We start from the raw sequence: 20,845 nt of genomic DNA, 5'->3' as shown, positions 1-20,845 counted from the left end.
ACACAATAATGAAAAATATATTTGCGCCTTTACTACTTCTTTCGACGGTTATTTTTTCTGCTCACATTTATGCAGAACCAACCAGCACCTGTAAAGAAGTGAAATTCCAAAAAGCTGACGAGGCTTGGAGTGGGCACTATTATTTAAATGGCGTGATGGAAGTTGGTTCGGAACTTTTACTTCAACCAAACGGCAAGTTTCAATGGATGCTCGCTGTTGGTGCTTTAGATCAATATGCTGAAGGCACATGGTGGAAAAACGGGGACTGTATTGGTTTAAAACCAGACTCTAAATTTAAAAAGGATTTAAGTATTTTTCCTGAAAGCCTAACGATTTCTGATAAATCGTTAGATGCGATCTGGGAAGGTGGGCGCCAACAGGGTACATATAGCAAAGACTAAATAAAAAAGTCCGACACTAAGTCGGACTTTCTTATAGCTTAGATTTTAGTGGTTCACCGCAGCAAGTTGCTGAGCGTTATAGCGTGCGCCCATGTTTGGATATCTCGCGATAATCGCGTCGATTTCTGCCAAATCTGCCGCTGTTAAATGAAGGTCTACAGCGCCAGCATTTTCAACAAGTCGCTCGATTTTACGCGTACCCGGAATTGGAATAATGTCATCACCTTGCGCCAAAATCCAAGCCAAAGCTAGTTGAGCAGCTGTCGCATTTTTGCTTTGGGCAAACTCGCTAAATGCTTGCGCTAGGCTTTGGTTATTTTTCCAGTTATCGCCTTGATAGCGTGGCAACTGACGACGGAAATCGTTTTCATCTAGGCTACCCACATCAAGCGTATTGGTGATTAAACCACGCGATAGCGGTGAATATGGCACAAGGCTAATACCTAACTCACGAATGGTTTGCAAATGGGTTTGGTCAAACTCACGAGTAAGTAGGGAGTATTCATGTTGAACCGCTGCAATTGGGTGAATCGCATGTGCTTTACGAATGGTTTCAGCCGACGCTTCACTGAGTCCTAAATAACGAACTTTACCTTGTTTGACCAAGTCCGCCATTGCGCCAATGGTGTCTTCAACCGGAACATTTGGGTCAATGCGGTGCGCATAATACAAATCAATCACGTCTGTATTTAAACGTCTTAAACTGTTTTCGACCGCAACTTTAATCCACTCAGGAGAACCGTCGATATAAGACTCTAAAGAGTTTTGTGGGTTAAGGTTGTCTTCTTTATAACGGAAGCCAAATTTGGTCGCCAAGAACACTTTGTCGCGGTTTTTCTCTAAAACTTTTGAGAGCAAAACTTCGTTTGCACCGTTGCCGTACATGTCGGCAGTGTCCCAAAAATTAATGCCGAGGTCTAAGGCCTTTTCTAGAGTGGCAATGCTTTGTGTGTCGTCTGAGGCACCATAGGCAAAGCTCATTCCCATGCAACCTAAACCAAGTGCTGATACTTTTTCGCCTGTTTGTCCTAAAGTTCTATATTTCATTTTTCATACTCTTTTTTGCAAAATCACTTGAGTAGGAAAACTATAAAATGCTTTGGCTTAAACTGACGTATAACATTCAAACCAATAATTATAAAATTCAAACAATCTGTTTTTAGACCACACAGTCTTCACGGAACTTTTTAGGCGAAAAACCCGTATTTTTCTTAAAGAAGTTGGTGAAATACGCTGAATATTCAAAGCCTAAGCTATAAGCTATTTCAGAAATATTCCAACTGGTATGTTGTAGCAATGCTTTGGCTTCTTGAGTAATGCGCGAACTAATATGTTCAGAGGTGGTTTTGCCTGTGGCCTCTTTTACAGCGCGGTTTAAATGGTTTACATGCACGGACAAACCATAAGCATAATCATTTGCCGTTTTGAGTTTAAGTTGAAAATGTGGCGAGTCGATGGGGAACTGACGCTCTAATAATTCAAAGAACAAATGGCAAATCCGAACCGCAGCATTACTATGTTTTTCAAACTGTTGGGTCGGTTGCATTTTCATGGCTTCATGCACAATCAGGTGCAAATAGTTTCTTAAAACGTTGTATTTATGCATATAGTCTGAATTTATTTCACTTATCATCTTTTTGAAAATAAATGAAATTTCTTCAACTTGTTGATCATTTAAAAAATATAGTGGATCGCCGTCGACTTTAAACAGCGGTGAGTCTTTTAAAAAGCTTTGTCTTGATTCTTGGTTTACAAACTCTTCGGTAAATAGACAAAACCAGCCAGCTTGTTCGGGCGAATTAATTTCCCATGCATATGGCACCATTGGGTTTGAAAACAGTAAAGCAGGGCGGTCGACTCGTATCCAGCGGTTGGCGTAGTGAAGTTCGCCTGTGCCTAAAACCAGTGAAATTTTATAATAATCGCGCCGGCTATAAGGCGTGAGGAACGAGCAGGCATCGCGTTGGAACACGTTAAAATGTCCAAACGAAGTGGATGGAACCGAGTAATTGCTATCTCTGGTTAAAGAAAAGCGGCGATAAAAATCATGTATGGTTTCCATGTTTTTGCCTGCATGCGTTATCAATTTATTTAAAGTTATAAAATTCAAACTTTATTTACTGTAGCTTTTATTTATAGCGCGATCAATCAGGTCATTTAAACAGGTTTAAAAATGAATGATAAATTAACAATGAAATGACCAGACAAACTAAACTTTAAGAAAATATATTCTTAAATCACTAGGCCAATGAAAAATAAAAATAATCTTTATAAATGAATAGCCAATATCACATTGACACTTAAAAACACGCGGATTATCCTTTGGCTGCTGGCCACATTGCCAGCCGGTTTTAGCAGACCGCGGTACAGTGCATCAGATTTAATCCTTCTGAGGATGGAATCTGCTTGTATTCCACTCGTCTCCCTGACGTTACGTTATGGTAGGGCGGAGGGGGGACACCTTCGGGTGTGCTGGTTCTGTACCCAGTCTGCTAACCCCCCTTCGTTCTGCCACCATCTTTTAGCAGAGATTGGCAGAATCCTTATTTGTACAGGAATCCGTCATATGCGTACTATTTTATCTCTCTCATCGGCAACTATTGCCAAAATCTTTGACTCTATACCCAACTGGTCTTTAAAACGGTTTAACCGAATCTAGGTTTTAAGCCATAGGTCATTACGACTAAAAAATCATAGCAACAATAAAACCTGAGATAGGCGAGCACAACTTTTTGTGCGGCTTTTGCATGCCTGTATTTAGCGCTCAATTTAAGAGTGACGGCATTTCTATCTCTTTTATTTACAACAAAAAATTATTTTAAACGGTATACATGAAAAATTTAGAAGCTTCCTTTCGAGCAACGCGAGCGCTATACACAGCAGCAGAGTTATTTAAACAACATGGCTTCAACAAGGTCGGGGTGGACCGAATTGTTAGTGAGGCCAAAATGACTAAAGCCACCTTTTACAACTACTTTCACTCCAAAGAAAGGCTGATTGAAATGTGTTTATTGGTTCAAAAAGAGCAGTTAAAAGAAAAAGTGAGGGCGATAAGCGAAGCTCGTCAATATCCAGATTTGGTTCATCAACTCAGGCAAATTTACCTTTTACATGCCGACTTAAAAGGTGCGTACTACCTTTTGTTTAAAGCGATTTTTGAAATTAAAAAGCTTTATCCAAGTGCGTATCAAACTGCACTCAGATATAGGCGCTGGCTTAAAAATGAAATTTTCTGGGTGCTGAGAGAATCTAAAAAAAGAGCCACATATGAAGAGTCTGATATTTTTGTATTTATGATTGATGGCGCGATTTTTGGACTTTTAGGTTCAGATCAAGCAAAGGACAGAGACACATTACTTGAGTATTTTTTAAAGCGGGTTTGATAGGGGGAAGGCCCGACGGGAGTGGGGCTTTCTACAGAAAATTAATAGAAGTTTTTTAACCCTATTTTATATATGAATTAGATTATTTAATTACTATAGAGGTTAATAATACGATAGTTTTTAGCCAACTCATGAACTAGATTTAGAATATATTTTTCAGGATTATTTTTAATAATTTCATCAAAAAAATTAGGACTATTTTTTAGAATTTCAGGTATTTGTGTTGTGTCAGATTGTCGTTGTAGAGCTAATAAAATAATAAGTAATTCATATGTATAGTCTGGTTGAGCGTCATCTTTAAGAAGCTTTAGAATATGTGAAGAAAATTCAAAAGCTTCTGCTGCTGATAGCGTATAAACATTTTCATCAATGAAAGTAGATAAGTACCATTCGTCTAATTCTTCTGTTGAAGCTAATTTTTCAAAAAAGCTAGATAAAGCCTCTATAAACATTTTTATCCTTTCAATTTTTATAAACTAGCATACTATACTGTTCTAGTTTATCTATCACACTTTATAAGTAATCAAAGATTATTAGTTTTTGATAATAAAATTATTTTGCTCTCTCCTTAAAAGGAAAGTTTCTAATGAAGCATAAATTAATATTTATTTTCTCCATTATTTTTATACTTACAGGCTGTGGGAAAAAATATACGATTATTCCCGAGGATTTGCCTGCTGCTCATATTAATCAAGAATACCAACAAATTATTAAGATTTCTGGTGGGAAAGTTATTGATAAATACGCTGAATTAGAAACTAATATTCCCGAAGACCTAGGCGTAACAGTTAAACCTGTTGATGACTTGGATGGATATAATGTTATACAAATCAAAGGAACCCCTAAGCACAAAGGAGAATATAGAATTCATATAAGAGCTGATTTCTATGCAGGTGGTGATGCTGAAATTGACAAGACATATAGCTTTATTGTCCAAGATTAAAATTATCGCAGAGTCGGGAAATAGCAAAATAGAGAAGTTGGTAATGACGGTAAAATTTAGACAATATTTCTTAATTTTTATTTTTGGATTACTACTTTCCGCTTGTCAGCCAACTGCAAAGCATGATGAAAATTTGACTTTGAATCAGCAAGCCTACACTTTGCATATGGGTGAACAAGGTATTCAAGATTTTTCAAAATATAGTGATGGCAATGTCGATAATCATCCAGCTGGCGTTAGCTTTAGAGAACTTCAATTTTCTCCTCCTAACTTAGGAAAAATAACTATAGAGAATGGTTCTAACACTTTATCGATTGAGCATGTTTTCTCTGTTTTAGGAACTCAATATGATAAAAATGAAGGGATCCAAGTTTTAGATATTGATGCTGGCCTCACAAAAGAAGAATTTGCTACCCCAGAGCAGGTTTATCAAAGCTATGTAGCTTTAATGAAACGTATTAATCAGGCTGGTTGGAAAAACTATTTCTTTACAGATGCTCCGCGTATCGCTAAAGAAGATAATATTAAACATCTATCGAAAAGTCATGATGTCATTGACCCAAGCTATATTTTTAGTTTTGAAGAATGGAAAAATATAATAAATAATATTCCTACAAAGTCATTGGGTTATCGTCTATATGCTAATGGGGTCATTTTAGATATCAGTTTAAAAAGAACAGGTAAGAATGAGCGTAATGAAGACCAATATATGCTTAGATTTAGCTTTCAGAGTGTTCGATACAATGAAAGAGACTCAATTCCTGACTCTGATAAAATGACACCTAGTGAATTCGAGCAAGCGTTTAAAAAAAGATTAATTGAAAATAAAAAATATCGGGAAAAGGAAGAAAGAAAAGCTAAGGCTGAGGGTTATCATATCGATGAAGAATATATAGATCCTGATGTTTGGCCTTATGTTAAGTAATTAATTTTTAAGTTTAAAATAATGAAAAGGCTTAAATTTAAGCCTTTTCGAATAACTCTAATTACCGCTCATTTAAAACCAACTGTTTAATCTTAACTGCCTTCTCGAAGTGATCTAGCTTGTGTACCATAATCCACCAATGCGCTGCTTCCATCAGTAACTCAGGGTTATCATTCTTATTTTTAAAAAAAGCATAAAAAGATAGACCGACATTGTCTCCCTTCTTTTCAATTTTCTCGTCGCATCCCTTAATAAAAATTTCTCTTAATTCATTTCTCATATTTAGTATCACTTCAAGTCTATAAAATTAAGAATTCATATTCCGCTCGCCCCATTGGCACATCATATCTAACAAAGGAATTAAAGATTGTCCTCTTTCTGAAAGACGGTACTCAACTTTAGGTGGAATTTGAGGATATTCCTTACGAATAATAAGCTTGTCTCTTTCTAACTCTTTAAGTGTATTGCTGAGCGTTCTAAACGAAATATTGCCAATGCAGCGTTGCATCTCATTAAAACGCATGACATTTTTTTCATACAGCCAATACATAATAATCATTTTATATTTGCCATTAATCAATGAAAGAGTGTAGCCAAAACCTGTCTCTTCTAATGGCGTATGTGATGGAACGCATTCAGTCATTTTTAAAATCTACACTATCTTTTAGTATAGTATATAACATAAATTACCGTACTTATATTTAGGAAAGCACACTTCTATAATCGATTTATCAACTTTTCGATAAGAGTGTTTTCATAATGAAAAAGACATTAGTCATTGTTACTCATCCTCACATAGACCAGTCCGTTGTAAATAAAAGATGGGTAGAGGAATTAGAAAAACACCCAGACCAGTTTACGGTTCATCAAATTTATCAGGCCTACCCAGACGGGGTGATTGATGTTGCTAAAGAGCAAGCACTGGTCGAAGAACACGAAAATTTAGTTTTTCAATTTCCAGTGTATTGGTTTAACTGTCCACCGCTTTTGAAACAATGGCTTGATGAAGTTTTGACTTATGGTTGGGCGTACGGTTCAACAGGCGACAAGCTTAAAAATAAGAAATTTATGTTGGCTGTGTCTGCTGGTGTGAAAGAAAAAGTTTATTCAGAGTATGGTGAATACAAGCTTTCTTTAGAGCAGATTTTTACTCCATTTAAGCTAACGGCTTTATATGTTGGCGCGGATTATCAACCGCTTCATGCATTTTATGGTTTAGACACAAACCCTTCAGAAGATGATGATGTTCCGACGCACCAAGATATAGAAAATAATGCGGTTCAGTATGTTCAGAAGTTAGTCGCGTTGTCTAAGTAAGTTTTAAGAGGAGGAGACCTAAGCGTGAGGTTTGGGTCTTTCCTTACAAATAGATAGTTTTAATGTAAGGTATCATTATGATTTAAATAATTATTATTTTTTCAATTAAGCGACAAGGAAAATTTAGAGGAGTAAAATTACAGCTTCACTTATAGATTATTAAAAATTCAATTATGTTTAGTTCAGATTTAACAGATTACGTCATTCGGCAATTAGGACGTACTAAAAATAAACGTTATGAAGCATATGTAGTTAGTCGAATTATTCATTTACTCAACGACTTTACTTTGAAATTTGTCACTCAACAGTTTGTTAGATTATCAAATAAGAAAATTGCTTTAACTGATTTATATTTTCCTCAACTTGGTATTCATGTCGAAGTTGATGAGGGGCATCACTTTTTAAAAAATAATAAAATGGAGTATTCATTTAACCTAGTAGATGAGCCAATTTATAGTATTTCTCAAACAGAAAGTGATGCTATGAGAGAGGAAGATATTATTAATATTACTGGTCATAAAATTTTTAGGGTAAATGTTTATAAAAATCAGGAGGGCGAACCCCAAAACTTAGAGAGTATTCATCAACAAATTGATAAAATTATAGAAGAAGTAAAAACTGCAAAGAATAAGCTAGTAGAAAAATCTAAGTTCAAAGAGTGGAATATAGAAACAGAATATAACCCTCAAACTTATATTGATTTAGGAAGCATCAGTCTAGCCGACAATGTAGTGTTAAAAACTACAAAAGATGTTTGTAATTGTTTTGGCTATAACTATAAAAACTATCAGAGAGGTGGAGCTATTCATCCGTATCAAGAAGATACTTTGATTTGGTTTCCTAGACTTTATGAAAATAATGATTGGATTAATACCATATCGTCTGATGGCTTAACGATTACTGAAAAGTCGACGGATGAATCTATTACACTGAAAAAATTAGAAGAGTGGAAAAATGGTCCACAGAAACGAATTGTCTTTGCAAGAGTTAAAGATAATTTGAGTAGTCGAGCTATGTACCGTTTTATGGGCCTATATGCATTTCAAAAAGCGGATTTAAAGGATGGGGCGGTATGGAAACGGGTAGCATGTGAAGTGGAAACGTATTCTCCAAAGGAAGGTAAATGCTAAAGTCTAGAATCTTTATAACTATCGGACTACTTATTGTTGGACTATGTTTATTTGCAGCCTTTAAATCATACGAGAAAAACGCTAACGTTGAAAAAGAACAAGCAAGTCGAGCTGCTATTTCCTTTTTTAATTCACTTTCTAATGGAGACGTAGCCACAGCATATAAATATGTTTGGTTAGGCGAGAACTTAAATATTCGAAATGCTGAAATACCCCAAATTTATAAAGATTCAAAAGTTATAGAAGTGTTAAAAGTTCGTTACGACTCGGCAAAAAATAGACCTGATTATTATCAACAATTTTATAAAATGATTTTACTCGTCATAAAGATAAAAACAGTACATGCAGATCTTGCTGGTAATCCTGCTGGAACCTATATTGTGTTTGTAACTGTTGTACAAAAAGATCCGAAATCTAATTGGCTTGTTACTGAGTTAGGTAGTGGGGCTTAATTGGGATAATAAAATATTTAGCCAATAAAAAAGACCCAAATCTAAACGATTTAGGTCTTTTTTGAATTCTGGCGGTGAGAGAGGGATTCGAACCCTCGATACGCGCAAACGTATACACACTTTCCAGGCGTGCTCCTTCAGCCACTCGGACACCTCACCAAGGCGTGCGATAGTAACTAAAAAAACGAGTCCTGCCAAGATTTAAGACGAGCATTACAGAAAAAAAATAATAGAGGTGATAAGATTGCGCTAAAAATCATATTGGTTTAATTACACAATGCAAAATACGGCCAAAAAAGCGACCTTGCCTGCCACGGCTTTGGCAGCTCTTGGAGTGGTCTTTGGAGACATCGGAACAAGCCCGCTCTATGCCTTGAAAGAATCCTTCCATGCAGCACATGGGTTGGGTATTCAGCCTGAAAACGTATTAGGAATTTTATCTATTATTTTTTGGTGCTTAATGCTGATCATCAGCATCAAGTATGTCGCCATTGTCATGCGTGCAGACAACAACGGCGAAGGCGGGATCATGGCCTTACTCGCATTGAACTTACGTAAAGCCAAAATTGCCGACAACAAAAAAATCTACATGATTGCCATTGGATTTATCGGCGCATCGCTGTTTTTTGGTGACGGTATTATTACCCCAGCCATTTCGGTATTGTCAGCCGTTGAAGGCTTGTCTATTGCCACCGATGTGTTTGACCCATTCATCATGCCGATTGCGATTACCATTATCATCTCTTTGTTTTTAGTACAAAAACACGGCACGGCCTTTGTCGGTAAGTTTTTTGGCCCAATCACGATGGTATGGTTCTTATCTTTAGGACTATTAGGTCTTCATAGCGTCATTCAGACTCCTGTGGTGTTAGGCATGTTCAGTCCGCACTGGGCTATTCAGTTTATCTATCACCATCCAATCATGACATTCTTTGTGATGGGTGCTGTAGTGTTAACGGTAACTGGTGGTGAAGCACTTTATGCCGATATGGGCCATTTCGGACCAGTGCCGATTCGTTTAGCTTGGTTCTTTGTAGTGTTGCCGTGTTTGGTTTTAAACTACGCAGGACAGGGCGCATTATTGCTTAGAGACCCAGCGGCAATTGAAAACCCGTTCTATTTATTGGTTCCGCAATGGGCACTTTACCCAATGATTATTATGGCGACCATGGCAACGGTAATTGCCTCTCAAGCTGTAATTTCTGGGGTGTTTTCTCTTGCACGCCAAGCGATTCAATTGGGTTATTTACCACGTTTAAGTATTAAACATACGTCTGAGTCTGAAGAAGGCCAGATTTATATTCCTTTCTTAAACTGGTTACTTTTAATCGCAATTATTATCCTAATCTTGATCTTCAAAAGCAGTTCGAACTTGGCAAGTGCGTATGGTTTAGCTGTGACCTTGACCATGCTCTGTGACACGATTTTGGTTGCCGTATTTATCTACTCGGCTTGGAAGTGGAGCCTGCCAAAAGTGCTGCTCCTGATTATTCCATTCTTTGTTTTAGAGTCGGTATTGGTCGGTGCAACTTCACTTAAAATCTTGTCGGGCGGTTGGGTGCCATTACTCATTGGTGCGATTGCCGTGACCATTTTAATGACATGGAAACGTGGTCGTGAGCTTACTTTTGCTAAGCTTGAACATGACACTTTGGCTCTAGATTTGTTTGTGAAAAGTATTGGTAATAGCGTGCACTGGGTGCCGGGTGATGCCGTCTTTATGACAGGTACACCGAACGTTGTTCCACATGCCATGCTGCATAACATCAAGCACAACAAGGTACTGCATCAGCGTAATATCTTGGTCACTGTAGTGATTGAAGATGTACCATTCGTTGCGCCAGAAGAGCGTATTACGACTGAAACTTTAGCTGAACATTTCTTCCGTATTAAAATCTTCTACGGTTTTAAAGATGAAATGAATGTACCAAAAGCATTGATGCAAGCCTATGAACAGCTCGGTCTTGAATATGACTTGATGCACATCAGCTTCTTTATTTCCCGTGATCGTATTGTTCATTCGGTGGGCGATGGTATGTCTCCATGGAGAGAAAAACTGTTTATCTCTATGCAGCGTAATACCAGTCCGGTGAGTGACTTCTACCAAATTCCAACCAACCGTGTGGTTGAGTTAGGTAGTCAAATCGAAATATAAAAATTGATGTAATAAAAAAACCAAGACATAAGTCTTGGTTTTTTTATGGCTCTGATTATTGAGCTTGTTGCATAGGTGCATCTGCTGGTAAAGCACCGTCTTTTGCCATCGGGTCTGCCGACTGACTTGGATCTGCCGGAGGCGGTGGAGTGTTCGGATCTTGTGGCGCTGGAGGCGCTTGGTTTGGTGCAGGTGGTACTGCATCAGTTGGTGCTGCTGGAGGTGCCATTTCACCGCCTGCTGGAGGTGCTGGTGGAACGTCTGCTGGAATAGGAGCACCTGTAGGCGCTGCATTTGTTGGTGCAGCAGAAACTTGCTGTACTTGTCCGCTATTGACTAAATCGCTAATAGAGCCTGGTTGGCCATTTACGGTTGTGGTTACTTTTACTTTAGACAAACTTTCTAAAGTATCTCCTGGCTGCACTGCTGGCTCAGCCAAAGCGGCCATACTACATAATCCCGTGATTACGCCAATACCAATAATCTTTGAATGGATCATTAAGTGGACTCCGATTATATTTTTATCCAAATTTGTGGAGCTAACCATGTCATAAGCAATCAGTGTTTTTCAACGAAAGATACGCAATTGGCGCAATTCAATAGCCAAAGGCTCTCATAATTCCAACAGATTGTTACGTAATGGGTAATGGAGTTACAAAAAAGATGACCATGTTTTAACCATTTGAAAGATAAGAGATATACTTAAAAAAGCAGGATTGTTAAGCTGCGTGTGGACAGTGGTATTGATAGAAACATGGCAAGTAAAAAACGTAGTAAAGGTACAAACTCATTCTCTATAAGTCAGCATTTTGGCAAGATTATTCTTGCTTGTATTGCTGCGGGAAGTTTTGCGATTGCTTTTGGTAGTGAAAAGATTTCGCAATGGTTTTCACCTTTAACGACTAACTCGACTTGTCTTAATCAGTTCTATCGTGAAGTTCCACCTGCTTTAAATAAAGATAGCCTAAAAAAAGACAGTTATCCGCTGTGTTTTAATGGGTTTAACGTTTTGTATTCAGGCATTTCTAAAACGCCGTTATGGTCGGCAGAGCATTTAAATGCAGAACGTTTGAGTACCAAAATTAAGCGTGAAGATAACTTCCATGAAGAAACCCGTGTTGCTCAAAAACATCGGGCACTGTTAAGTGACTATCGCGGTTCAGGCTATGACCGTGGGCATATGGCACCAAATGGTGATATGCCAAATAAAGAATCCCAATCTGATAGTTTCTCGCTCAGTAACATGGTGCCTCAAGCCCCTAAAAATAACCAAGAAGTCTGGCGTAAGCTCGAAGAAGCGACCCGTGCTATTGCCACTAAACAAAAACAAGATGTTTATGTAGTGACAGGTCCTGTTTTTGAAGGCAAGCGTCTTAAGACGATTGGGCAGGGTGTAATTGTACCAACCGCAGTTTATAAAGCGGTATATATGCCAAAAACTGGCGCAATCGGCGCTTATTACGCACCTAACAATAATTCTCTACAAGTGAAGGTTGTAAGTGTTTGCTACCTTGAGGAGCGTTTAGGCGTCAACCTGTTCCCGCAGTTAACCGAGCAACAAAAGCGTAATGTCTATCGTCTACCTTTAACAGCGAGCCAAGTTAAGCCAAATCAAAAGCTAGACTATTTACACTGGGATGGCGAAAGTCAGTGTGAGCAAGACTTAAACGCTGACCAAATTCAAGCGCTACAAGACCAATTTAAAAAGCAAAAAACTGGTTCTTCGGAGCCAATGGAAGCAAAAGTTCCAACAATTGACGAAGAAACGAGAAAGGCGATTGTGAAACAATTGGTAGAAGCCTTAGTGAACTATTTCTTGCAAATAATGAAATAAGCAGCTTTTTTTGATTGTTATTGCAACACTGTAATTGATTAAAATAGAATCCATAGACAGATCTGTCTACGGATCTTATTTTAATAAGGACAATAACAATGTTTGCCTCGATGTTTCTTTTTTCATTTGCAATGTCTATAACCCCAGGGCCAGTAAACACTGTCATTTTATCGACCAGTTTAAATCACGGTTTAAAAAGATCGCTTCCCTATATTTCAGGCGCCACAATTGGTTTTACCTTGCTTTTAATTTTTATGGCATTTGGTCTTCAGAGTTTATTAACTCAGTTTCCTGTTGTATTAAAAATTCTTGCAGTTTGTGGAACGCTATTTGTTTGTTATATCGGGATTAAAATTATTCTTTCTGCCGCAAATATTTCTATTTCCAGTGTTCCTGTAGAGCAAATGATTATTCCCAATTTTAAAGATGGGTTCTTATTACAATGGCTGAATCCCAAAGCGTGGTTGGCTTGTGTGTCAGGCATTACCATGTTTACTAGCATTGAAAACCCGCAGTTGTTGCCGATCTTTATCGTTATTTATTTTTTCACTTGCTACGCGTGTTTGTTCTTTTGGGGGTTCTGTGGTGATAAATTTTCAGTAGTGATCAATCAGGGCAACCGTTTGAAATATTTTAATATCTTGATGGGCGCTTTTTTAATTTTATCGGCTCTTTTAATTTTGATCGATTTTTTTTAAATTGATCGTATTACACTGTGAAGATATAACAACGAGATAAGACCTATGTTTAAACCATTTGAAAAGGGTACAGAGTCTTCATCAATTGAAGATTTAACATTAGAAAATGATGTCGATTGCGTCAGCATTTACGGCAACTTGCAAATTACCAAAGACAAAGTCGGGTTAGAACAGGCAAAGGCATTGCAGAGCTTTGTAAATGATGTCGTTGCGGCTTTGGAAAAAGAAGAATTGCCTGAGAAAATTGAACGTCCAGCTGAACAAGAAATTAATAATCCGTTTTTATAATTTATGCATGCTATGCGTGATATTTAGTATGGTCATGCTGCCATACAGTCTTTAATACCACGTTAGACTTTATTGAATGTGTATAGACATTTTTTACTTTTGAAAGCCCAAAAGTAAACAAAAGGCTTTGTTGATCAGAGGGTACATCCATGTACCCCTGCTCAACAGGTGACTTCCATGTCACCTTTCGCGATAGTAGATTGAGTCTAAGAAGAGTTAATCTTTATCGCCAGCTACCACCTTATAAATAATTGCCCCAATCACAGCCCCTAGAATCGGTGCCACCCAGAACAACCACAATTGACTTAACGCAGCCGTTTCAGCAAAGAACGCAACACCTGTACTACGTGCAGGGTTTACTGAAGTGTTCGTCACCGGAATACTGATTAAGTGAATGAGTGTTAAGCCCAAACCAATTGCAATAGGAGCGAAGCCAGTAGGCGCACGGCGATCAGTTGCACCTAAAATAATGATTAAGAAGAAAGCTGTAAGAACCACTTCAATAATGAAAGCAGAACCTAAGCCAAACTTGTTTGGTGATAAGTCACCAAAACCGTTGGTAGCAAAACCACCAACACCGCTAAAGCCCGTTTGGCCTTGAGCAATAATATAGAGAACAAATGCAGCAGCAGTCGCACCGACCACTTGAGCAACAATATAGGGAATTAAATCTTTAACATCGAAGCGGCCACCGACCCAAAGGCCAACACTTACCGCGGGATTAAAATGTCCACCTGAGATATGCCCTAGAGCATAAGCACCTGTGAGTACGGTTAAACCAAAGGCAAGGGCTACACCTGCAAAGCCAATACCAAGTTCAGGGAAAGCTGCGGCTAAAACTGCGCTACCACAACCACCAAAGACTAGCCAAAACGTACCTAGGAATTCAGCAAAATATTTATTCATTGTGATTACTCATCTATTGATGTATTTTTTAATTAGTGTGAAATATGTCACAAAAAATTAAGCATGTGACTATATGAAATTTTTGTTTTCAGTGTTGTTTTAATCAAGAAAAGATTTGTAAGTTTTGGTTGATTATTCTTTGTCTAAAAATTGATCCCTCCATTGCTGGGGTGTTTGATTGGTCCAATGTTTAAATGCTCTTTGAAAGGCACTTTGTTCTGAATAACAAAGTAAAAGTGCGATCTCTTGTAAGCTTAAATGCGGATCTTTTAAATACTCGGTTGCGAGCATAAAGCGCACTTGCTGAACGCGTTCCTGAAAGGTGGTGTCTTGTTGTTGTAAGTGTCGTTGGAGTTGTCGAACTGATAGGCCTAATTGAGCGGCAATATGTTCAATTTGATATTGATTCTTTTGTAGCCCAGTCAAAATTGAATGCTGTAAACGCTGATCAAGTTGGGTCGAATTTGGTAATTGCTCTAAAAGCGCTTGTGCTTGCTGAACCAATAGTTGCTGTAAGGTATGGTCGGCGCTACTAAGCGGCTTATGAATTTCTGTAATTGGAATGAGTAACTCTGTACGTGGTTGGCTAAAACGAACGGGACATTGAAAATATTGTTCGTAGACTCTGATATTTTTAGGAGCAGCATTTAAGAAACGTACTTCATGTAAATGCACGTCTTCATGAGACATAAAAAGACGTAAGAACTGAATCACCAACGCAATCGCGATTTCATCGGTAAGCTGGGTAGGGTGTAGCTCAGTCGCTTCCCAGCGAATAGAACCATATCTCCCTTGTAGCTCAACCACTAATGGGCTACCGTCATAAATCAGACGGTGAAAATCATGATAGCGAATTAAGGCTTCACCTAAGTTGTCGCAAGAGAGCGCGAGGTAAGCAATAATCCCTAAGTGTTTGGGTTGCACATATTTGGCAATTTCTAGCCCTAAACCTGGCTTCGGGTCTAGTTTATAAATCACTTCTAATAGGTCACGCCAAACGACGTAGTCAAAGCGTTCCAGATTTTGAACTTGTTCTAATTGTTCAGGAATAGCTAACTGATTGGCTTCACAGTAAGCCTTTAAAAGATGCCCCAGTCCTCCATACACTGAGCCTGTATAATTTTTTAATTGTGGCATCCCTAACCACCTCTTTCTTGTCGTGATTTGTCAATGAAACCATAAATTCTGGTCAATACCTAGCATAACGAATTTTATATGCTGAATAAAAAGAAAAAGGAGTAAAGCGATGTTAAAAGGGTTTATTGCCGGAATTGCAGTTGCGAATGCATTTGAATGGGTAGCACACAAATATATTTTGCATGGTGTACACCGTGCTGGAAAACCACGTTATAGCCCAGTACCAAAAAGTATGGAATCTCATTGGGCACACCATCGTGAAGTCCGCAAACAACAATTTCATGATGATTGCTATGTTGAGGGCGTTGGTAACTGGCGTACTAAAAATGAGTTAATTTCGCTTGCTGTGGTGGCAACCGTTTCAAGCGCAATTTTCTATCCATTTTCAAAAGGCATGGCACTCGCAGCTTGGTACAGTGCAGGAAATTATTATTATATTCATCGCCGTGCACATTTAGAACCTGAATGGGCAAAGCGTAAAATTCCATGGCATTACGACCACCACATGAACTCTAATCAAGACGCCAATTGGTGTGTGACCAAACCTTGGTTTGACTATGTAATGGGAACACGTGTGGTGTCTTCAGCAGATTTAAAAGAACAAAACCCTTCGGGTATTCGGTTGCCTACTGCACTTGCTAGACCATTGTCTCAAGCTGTAGAAAAAATCTTTCCAGCAAAATGGGTCGAGAAAAAAGAAAAACTAGAACTTCCTAGTGAAGTGAAAGAAATAGATGGTGCGGCATAAAAAATAAAGGGGCATATTGCCCCTTTAATTATGATTAAGCTTACAAGCGCATTTCGATGCCTTGTTCAGCCAAATATTGTTTAGCTTCTGGAATCGTATATTGGCCAAAGTGGAAAATACTTGCTGCCAATACTGCATCGGCACCCCCTTGTAAAATACCATCTGCAAGGTGTTGTAAGTTACCTACACCGCCTGAGGCAATGGTTGGAATGGTAACGCGGTCATTAATGGCACGCATTAAAGCAATATCATAACCCGCTTTAGTACCGTCGGCGTCCATACTGGTAATCAGCAACTCACCCGCACCGTAGTCAGCCATTTTTACAGCCCATTCAATGGCATCAATACCAGTTGGTTTACGGCCACCGTGAGTAAAGATTTCCCATTTGTTGTCGCCAGTTTTTTTGGCATCAATCGCAACCACAATACATTGTGCGCCAAAATGCTGAGAAGCTTCTTGAACAAATTCTGGATTAAATACGGCAGCCGAGTTAATACTCACTTTATCTGCACCTGCATTTAATAACGCACGAATATCTTCAACCTTACGTACACCACCACCGACAGTTAATGGTACAAATACAGTCTCGGCCATACGCTCAACAGTACGGTAAGTGGTATCGCGTCCATGATGTGTAGCGGTAATGTCTAAGAAAGTAATTTCGTCTGCACCTTGTTCGTTATAGCGACGTGCCACTTCAACAGGGTCGCCAGCATCACGAATATCGAGGAATTGAACGCCTTTAACTACGCGTCCGTTATCAACGTCTAGGCAAGGAATAATACGTTTAGCAAGCATAGCTTTTTCCAAAAATAATCGCCGTTGGTGAAAGTTCCTACACAGGCGCTACACCTTCATGGAGGGAAGAGGTATTCTATCAAACTTCACAGATGTTTTTTGCAGGTTTTCCATGTCGGTTTATACCCCGTTGAGTTTAGATGAAGTTCGCACCTTTGCTGCACCTTATGGATTAGAGGTGTTGGAGCTGAACCCAATTCAGGGAGGTATTCAAAACACCAATTATTTTCTGGTTGATGTAAACCGCAAACAATATGTACTCACCGTGTTTGAAGAGTTAGATGCACAAGGGGCGGGCGAACTTATTCCTGTACTTGAGCAATTAGGGACTCATGATGTACCCGTTGCAGTGCCACTAAAACACAGCGGACAAGCGGTTCATGTGATTGCAGACAAGCCTGCACAAATTGCACCACGTTTAATGGGTCACCATCCCATGCAAACCACAGTAGCGCAAGTTGCAGCGATTGCCGATGCACAGGCGAAACTGCATGTGGCTTTACAAGACTTTCCACTTGAGCGTGAATATCGACGTGATCATCAATACTGGACAGGCGTTGCAGAGCAGCTGAAACCAAGCATGACTCAAGATGATCAAACGTTACTTGAGCAGGTCTATCAAGCTTTTAATGCGAAAACAGCGAAGTATTCAAACCGACCAACAGGTTTTATTCACTCTGATTTATTCCGCGACAATACTTTGTTTGAAGGTGAGCAATTACAAGGTATTCTAGATTTTTATGAGTTAAATCAAGATGAATTACTGTTTGATATTGCGATTACCATCAATGATTTTTGTACTGAATATCCAGCAGCATATTTAAACTCAGACAAAGTAGTTGCTTATTTAAAGGCATACCAAAAAGTTCGTACACTTACATCAGATGAGCTTGCATGTTTAGATGTATTCTTGGCAATGGCAGCGTGCCGTTTTTGGTCAATGCGTTTGCAAGTTGCTCAAAAAAATAAAGAAGAAGGACGTACCGGCGATGACATTTTGCAAAAAGACCCGCAAGAAATGCGAGCAATGATGCAAGACCGTTTAAGTCATGTAAAAGCATAAAAGGGAATAAAGATGCGAGATCAGGGGCGTTTAGTCGAATGGTTCGACGAAAAAGGTTATGGCTTTATTCAGCCGGATGATGCTGAAAAAGAGCGAGTCTTTTTGCATATCAAAGATTTTGCACGCCCCGGACCTCGGCCAATTATTGGCTGTGCACTGGAATATCGGGTGATTCTCGATGAACGAGGCCGTTTTCGTGCTCAGCAGGTCACCTATTTAAAAGCATCTCAAACCCGAAAAGCGTCAAAGCCCGTAAAAGCAGAATCTTCTTTTCAAGCCAGTCCATGGTCTGCAATGCAAATGGGGATCGTATTTTATTTCGTTTTAATGGGAATTATGAGCTTTATTCATATCTTGCCCGCCTACACCTTGTTATTTGTTTTAATGATGAATGCCTTAAGTTATTGGCTTTATTCTCAAGATAAAGAAGCCGCACAATTGGGTAATCGCCGTGTACCTGAACAAACATTGCACATTGTTAGCTTTTTAGGAGGTTGGCCAGCTGCATGGTGGGCACAACAAAAACTGAGACATAAAACACAAAAACAACCCTTTCGTAAGATTTATTTTTGTACCATATTCTTTCATTTACTTTTGATTTTGTGGCTAATTTCTCCCTTAAACGTATTGCGGGGCTCATAAAAGTAAATCGTTTTAATAAACTTGAGAGGTATAAAAATGAATAGTTCTATCGACCAAGATCCAAATCGTACTTTAACACTTATTTTATATGTACTTTATATTGTTGCCATTTTTACAGGTGGCTTACTTGCGGTTATTGCTTTAATTATTAACTACGTAAAACGTTCTGATGTACAAGGCTCGATTTTCGCGAGCCACTTTACATGGCAAATCAGAACATTCTGGTGGTATCTGGCTTGGAATATTATTGCCTTTCTGCCGTTTATTTTCCTGTTCTTTACGGGCGAAAATACTAATCTATTTGCAGGCGTTGCCGTTTCATCGACCGTATTCTGTGTGAGCGTAATTGGTGCTGCGTGGATCTGGATTGTATATCGTGCAATTCGCGGCTTGATTGCGCTAAATGATAACCGTCCGATGTATCAACCTTAATAAATAAAAAAGAGAGCGTTAAGCTCTCTTTTTTTATTCTCGAATTCTTTTAGCTTTTTTAATTGGTAACTTAATTTTTAACTCACTGACTAAAACGCCTAAGACTACTAAAGCACCGCCAAAAAGGGCAATCATTGGCAAACGCTCACCTGCAATTCGGCCAATAATGCCTGCCCAAACAGGTTCGCCAGCATAGATAATTGCAGCACGTGAAGGATCAACCACACGTTGAGCCCAGTTCATAACAAATTGAATGAGTGCACTCGCTAAACCTAATGTAATAGCAATCAGTACTAGGGGCCATGAAAATGCTGGAATTGTATGTTCACCCACCACAGGCATGATGGCGAAAGAAAGTAGAGAAGCGACACCAAGTTGAATGATTGTGACGCGGCGTAAATTTACCTTTCCAGCAAAGTAGCTAATAAAAATAATTTCTAAAGCAATCGCAAAGGCACCCAAGATTGTTAACAGCTGCCCAAAACTTAATGAAATTTGCTCAAAACCATTTCCCGTTAAGAAAACAAGGCCAGCAAACGCAAGAGCAGCTCCCACCCAAGTCATAATATGTGGAGTTTTTCTAAAGATGAGCCACATTAAAATAGGAACAAGCGGAACATATAGCGCCGTTAAAAAAGCGGATTCACTACTCGGAATGGTTTGTAGGCCAATGGTCTGGGTGCCGTAGCCTGCCGCAATCACAAGGCCAATCGCGCTACCAGCGCCTAAATCTTTTAAAGTAACACCTTTCATACTTTTTAATGAAATAAGAAGCAAAGTAAGAGCTGCTACAGCAAAACGACAGCCTACAAAAAACATAGGTGATGCAAAATTCAGCGCATACTGCACAGTAAGGAATGTTCCTCCCCAAATGATCGTAATCAGAATCAGGGCTAACTGTGGAGCTTTGCTTGAACTCAGAGAAATTGGCGACATACTCAAATTAACATAAATTGTGCAATATACTGCACATATTGCGCTATTCTTGTATTTTGTGCAATATATTGCTCAAATTTTCTTGCTAATCCATTTTATGAGCCAGTCGAATACCGTTTTACAGCACGTAGGCACAAATATTCGTTTATTAAGAGATGAACGAGATTTGAGTCAACAAGATTTGGCAGATCAGGCAGGTGTGAGTAGACGAACCATTGCTGCTTTGGAAACTGGGCAGGTCAATATTAGTTTGGCCAAACTCGATGCGATTGCAGCAGTGTTTGGTGTGGATTTTAAAACGATTGTGAGTGCACCTGAGCATAAAGAACATGCTGTAGTAAATGCACTCGCTTGGCAGGGTAAAGATGAAGAAAGTAAAGCAACCTTGCTCGCTTCAGTTCCATCTCGTTCCCAAGTTGAGCTTTGGATATGGTCTTTGGCAGTGGGAGAGTCTTACGTGGCGGAAGCAGATGCAGACGGATGGCAGGAAATTATTTACGTATTAGAAGGTGAGTTGACCATACAATTTACTGACAGCAAAAAAATAATACCAGCTGGTTCATCTTTTATTTTTGAAAGTTCTGTTACTTATACCTATATCAATAGTGGTAACCAAGTGCTTAAATTTACTCGTAATGTGGTGTATTGATTTGGAA

At 38.9% G+C, this 20,845-nt stretch carries 27 protein-coding genes and 1 tRNA gene; 16 read left to right on the top strand and 12 right to left on the bottom strand.

All coding sequences use genetic code 11. The annotated features are described in order from the left end of the window. Positions 1-8 precede the first annotated feature (8 nt). Complete coding sequence (locus tag MKL33_RS15870) at positions 9-401, top strand: hypothetical protein (protein ID WP_005078572.1); 393 nt, start codon at positions 9-11, stop codon at positions 399-401. A gap of 45 nt (positions 402-446) precedes the next feature. Here MKL33_RS15870 and MKL33_RS15865 read toward each other — a convergent pair whose 3' ends face one another. After that, the gene (locus MKL33_RS15865; protein WP_270907325.1) at positions 447-1,448 is read right to left on the bottom strand and encodes an aldo/keto reductase; all 1,002 of its coding nucleotides are present in this window, start codon (positions 1,446-1,448) and stop codon (positions 447-449) included. A 112-nt stretch (positions 1,449-1,560) separates the two neighbouring features. Next, on the bottom strand, positions 1,561-2,463 hold the full coding sequence (locus MKL33_RS15860; RefSeq protein ID WP_270907324.1) for a helix-turn-helix domain-containing protein: 903 nt from the start codon (positions 2,461-2,463) through the stop codon (positions 1,561-1,563). A 769-nt stretch (positions 2,464-3,232) separates the two neighbouring features. Between MKL33_RS15860 and MKL33_RS15855 the strand changes: the two genes are divergently transcribed. Beyond that, a complete protein-coding gene (locus MKL33_RS15855; protein ID WP_233733934.1) occupies positions 3,233-3,784 on the top strand; it encodes a TetR/AcrR family transcriptional regulator in 552 nt (183 codons plus the stop codon). A gap of 86 nt (positions 3,785-3,870) precedes the next feature. Here MKL33_RS15855 and MKL33_RS15850 read toward each other — a convergent pair whose 3' ends face one another. After that, positions 3,871-4,236, bottom strand: a complete 366-nt coding sequence (locus MKL33_RS15850) for a hypothetical protein (RefSeq protein ID WP_133481275.1) — start codon at positions 4,234-4,236, stop codon at positions 3,871-3,873. Between the two features lie 134 nt (positions 4,237-4,370). On the opposite strand from MKL33_RS15850, the gene MKL33_RS15845 reads away from it, so the two are divergent. Both MKL33_RS15845 and MKL33_RS15840 read left to right on the top strand, forming a co-directional pair. Further along, entirely contained in the window at positions 4,371-4,727 is a 357-nt protein-coding gene (locus MKL33_RS15845) for a hypothetical protein (RefSeq protein WP_270907323.1), read from the top strand. Between the two features lie 43 nt (positions 4,728-4,770). Continuing rightward, a complete protein-coding gene (locus MKL33_RS15840) occupies positions 4,771-5,652 on the top strand; it encodes a hypothetical protein (RefSeq protein ID WP_270907322.1) in 882 nt (293 codons plus the stop codon). 61 nt (positions 5,653-5,713) lie between these two features. Here the strand turns inward: MKL33_RS15840 and MKL33_RS15835 are convergent, their stop codons facing one another. After that, positions 5,714-5,932, bottom strand: coding sequence for a DUF6500 family protein (locus tag MKL33_RS15835; protein WP_086264758.1), 219 nt, complete (start codon positions 5,930-5,932; stop codon positions 5,714-5,716). Positions 5,933-5,959: 27 nt separating this feature from the next. Next, positions 5,960-6,295, bottom strand: a complete 336-nt coding sequence (locus tag MKL33_RS15830) for a winged helix-turn-helix transcriptional regulator (RefSeq protein ID WP_086394762.1) — start codon at positions 6,293-6,295, stop codon at positions 5,960-5,962. Positions 6,296-6,411: 116 nt separating this feature from the next. Between MKL33_RS15830 and MKL33_RS15825 the strand changes: the two genes are divergently transcribed. The 3 genes from MKL33_RS15825 to MKL33_RS15815 all read left to right on the top strand — a co-directional run bounded on the left by MKL33_RS15825 (position 6,412) and on the right by MKL33_RS15815 (position 8,551). After that, positions 6,412-6,969 (top strand): NAD(P)H-dependent oxidoreductase, encoded by a 558-nt coding sequence (locus MKL33_RS15825; RefSeq protein ID WP_270907321.1) that lies wholly within the window; start codon positions 6,412-6,414, stop codon positions 6,967-6,969. A 173-nt stretch (positions 6,970-7,142) separates the two neighbouring features. Further along, positions 7,143-8,099 carry an AbaSI family restriction endonuclease gene (locus MKL33_RS15820; RefSeq protein WP_270907320.1) on the top strand — a complete coding sequence of 319 codons (957 nt, stop codon included), beginning with the start codon at positions 7,143-7,145 and terminating at the stop codon, positions 8,097-8,099. Further along, positions 8,093-8,551, top strand: coding sequence for a hypothetical protein (locus tag MKL33_RS15815; protein ID WP_270907319.1), 459 nt, complete (start codon positions 8,093-8,095; stop codon positions 8,549-8,551). Before MKL33_RS15820 ends, MKL33_RS15815 begins: the two co-directional genes overlap by 7 nt. A 69-nt stretch (positions 8,552-8,620) precedes the next feature. Here MKL33_RS15815 and MKL33_RS15810 read toward each other — a convergent pair. Further along, a tRNA-Ser gene (locus MKL33_RS15810) sits at positions 8,621-8,710 on the bottom strand. A 118-nt stretch (positions 8,711-8,828) separates the two neighbouring features. Here MKL33_RS15810 and MKL33_RS15805 point away from each other — a divergent pair. Further along, positions 8,829-10,706, top strand: a complete 1,878-nt coding sequence (locus tag MKL33_RS15805; protein ID WP_044099756.1) for a potassium transporter Kup — start codon at positions 8,829-8,831, stop codon at positions 10,704-10,706. A 55-nt stretch (positions 10,707-10,761) separates the two neighbouring features. Here MKL33_RS15805 and MKL33_RS15800 read toward each other — a convergent pair whose 3' ends face one another. After that, entirely contained in the window at positions 10,762-11,205 is a 444-nt protein-coding gene (locus MKL33_RS15800) for a hypothetical protein (protein WP_005066985.1), read from the bottom strand. Between the two features lie 255 nt (positions 11,206-11,460). On the opposite strand from MKL33_RS15800, the gene MKL33_RS15795 reads away from it, so the two are divergent. The 3 genes from MKL33_RS15795 (at position 11,461) to MKL33_RS15785 (ending at position 13,526) form a co-directional block, all read left to right on the top strand. After that, positions 11,461-12,540, top strand: a complete 1,080-nt coding sequence (locus MKL33_RS15795; RefSeq protein ID WP_016805921.1) for a DNA/RNA non-specific endonuclease — start codon at positions 11,461-11,463, stop codon at positions 12,538-12,540. Positions 12,541-12,638: 98 nt separating this feature from the next. After that, positions 12,639-13,238 (top strand): LysE family translocator, encoded by a 600-nt coding sequence (locus MKL33_RS15790; RefSeq protein ID WP_270907318.1) that lies wholly within the window; start codon positions 12,639-12,641, stop codon positions 13,236-13,238. 45 nt (positions 13,239-13,283) lie between these two features. After that, positions 13,284-13,526, top strand: a complete 243-nt coding sequence (locus MKL33_RS15785) for a hypothetical protein (protein ID WP_005804495.1) — start codon at positions 13,284-13,286, stop codon at positions 13,524-13,526. A 10-nt stretch (positions 13,527-13,536) separates the two neighbouring features. On the opposite strand, the gene MKL33_RS15780 is transcribed toward MKL33_RS15785, so the two are convergent. The 3 genes from MKL33_RS15780 to MKL33_RS15770 form a co-directional block, all read right to left on the bottom strand. Further along, positions 13,537-13,677: a hypothetical protein gene (locus tag MKL33_RS15780; protein ID WP_270907317.1), complete on the bottom strand. Its 141-nt coding sequence runs from the start codon at positions 13,675-13,677 to the stop codon at positions 13,537-13,539. A gap of 65 nt (positions 13,678-13,742) precedes the next feature. Then, positions 13,743-14,432, bottom strand: a complete 690-nt coding sequence (gene aqpZ / locus MKL33_RS15775; RefSeq protein ID WP_270907316.1) for an aquaporin Z — start codon at positions 14,430-14,432, stop codon at positions 13,743-13,745. Positions 14,433-14,564: 132 nt separating this feature from the next. Continuing rightward, a complete protein-coding gene (locus tag MKL33_RS15770; protein WP_270907315.1) occupies positions 14,565-15,569 on the bottom strand; it encodes an AraC family transcriptional regulator in 1,005 nt (334 codons plus the stop codon). 109 nt (positions 15,570-15,678) lie between these two features. Between MKL33_RS15770 and MKL33_RS15765 the strand changes: the two genes are divergently transcribed. Further along, complete coding sequence (locus MKL33_RS15765; protein WP_206216712.1) at positions 15,679-16,317, top strand: hypothetical protein; 639 nt, start codon at positions 15,679-15,681, stop codon at positions 16,315-16,317. Between the two features lie 40 nt (positions 16,318-16,357). On the opposite strand, the gene hisF is transcribed toward MKL33_RS15765, so the two are convergent. Further along, the gene (hisF, locus tag MKL33_RS15760; RefSeq protein ID WP_000880078.1) at positions 16,358-17,116 is read right to left on the bottom strand and encodes an imidazole glycerol phosphate synthase subunit HisF; all 759 of its coding nucleotides are present in this window, start codon (positions 17,114-17,116) and stop codon (positions 16,358-16,360) included. 112 nt (positions 17,117-17,228) lie between these two features. Between hisF and MKL33_RS15755 the strand changes: the two genes are divergently transcribed. From MKL33_RS15755 to MKL33_RS15745, 3 genes are read left to right on the top strand one after another with little or no spacing between them, the layout of a single operon-like run. Continuing rightward, on the top strand, positions 17,229-18,179 hold the full coding sequence (locus MKL33_RS15755; RefSeq protein WP_069037165.1) for a homoserine kinase: 951 nt from the start codon (positions 17,229-17,231) through the stop codon (positions 18,177-18,179). Between the two features lie 12 nt (positions 18,180-18,191). Then, positions 18,192-18,821 carry a DUF1294 domain-containing protein gene (locus tag MKL33_RS15750; protein ID WP_014207865.1) on the top strand — a complete coding sequence of 210 codons (630 nt, stop codon included), beginning with the start codon at positions 18,192-18,194 and terminating at the stop codon, positions 18,819-18,821. Between the two features lie 36 nt (positions 18,822-18,857). Next, positions 18,858-19,253, top strand: coding sequence for a DUF4870 family protein (locus MKL33_RS15745; RefSeq protein ID WP_014207864.1), 396 nt, complete (start codon positions 18,858-18,860; stop codon positions 19,251-19,253). A 33-nt stretch (positions 19,254-19,286) separates the two neighbouring features. Here the strand turns inward: MKL33_RS15745 and MKL33_RS15740 are convergent, their stop codons facing one another. Further along, positions 19,287-20,189, bottom strand: a complete 903-nt coding sequence (locus MKL33_RS15740; protein ID WP_270907314.1) for a DMT family transporter — start codon at positions 20,187-20,189, stop codon at positions 19,287-19,289. 97 nt (positions 20,190-20,286) lie between these two features. On the opposite strand from MKL33_RS15740, the gene MKL33_RS15735 reads away from it, so the two are divergent. After that, positions 20,287-20,838, top strand: a complete 552-nt coding sequence (locus tag MKL33_RS15735; protein WP_270907313.1) for a helix-turn-helix domain-containing protein — start codon at positions 20,287-20,289, stop codon at positions 20,836-20,838. Positions 20,839-20,845: the final 7 nt, after the last annotated feature.

Origin of the sequence: Acinetobacter sp. AOR43_HL (assembly GCF_027854635.1) — a bacterium.
GTDB classification, from domain to species: domain Bacteria; phylum Pseudomonadota; class Gammaproteobacteria; order Pseudomonadales; family Moraxellaceae; genus Acinetobacter; species Acinetobacter pittii.
The sequence above is the reverse complement of the archived record's forward strand: the minus strand, read 5'-3'. Positions and strand labels throughout refer to the sequence as shown.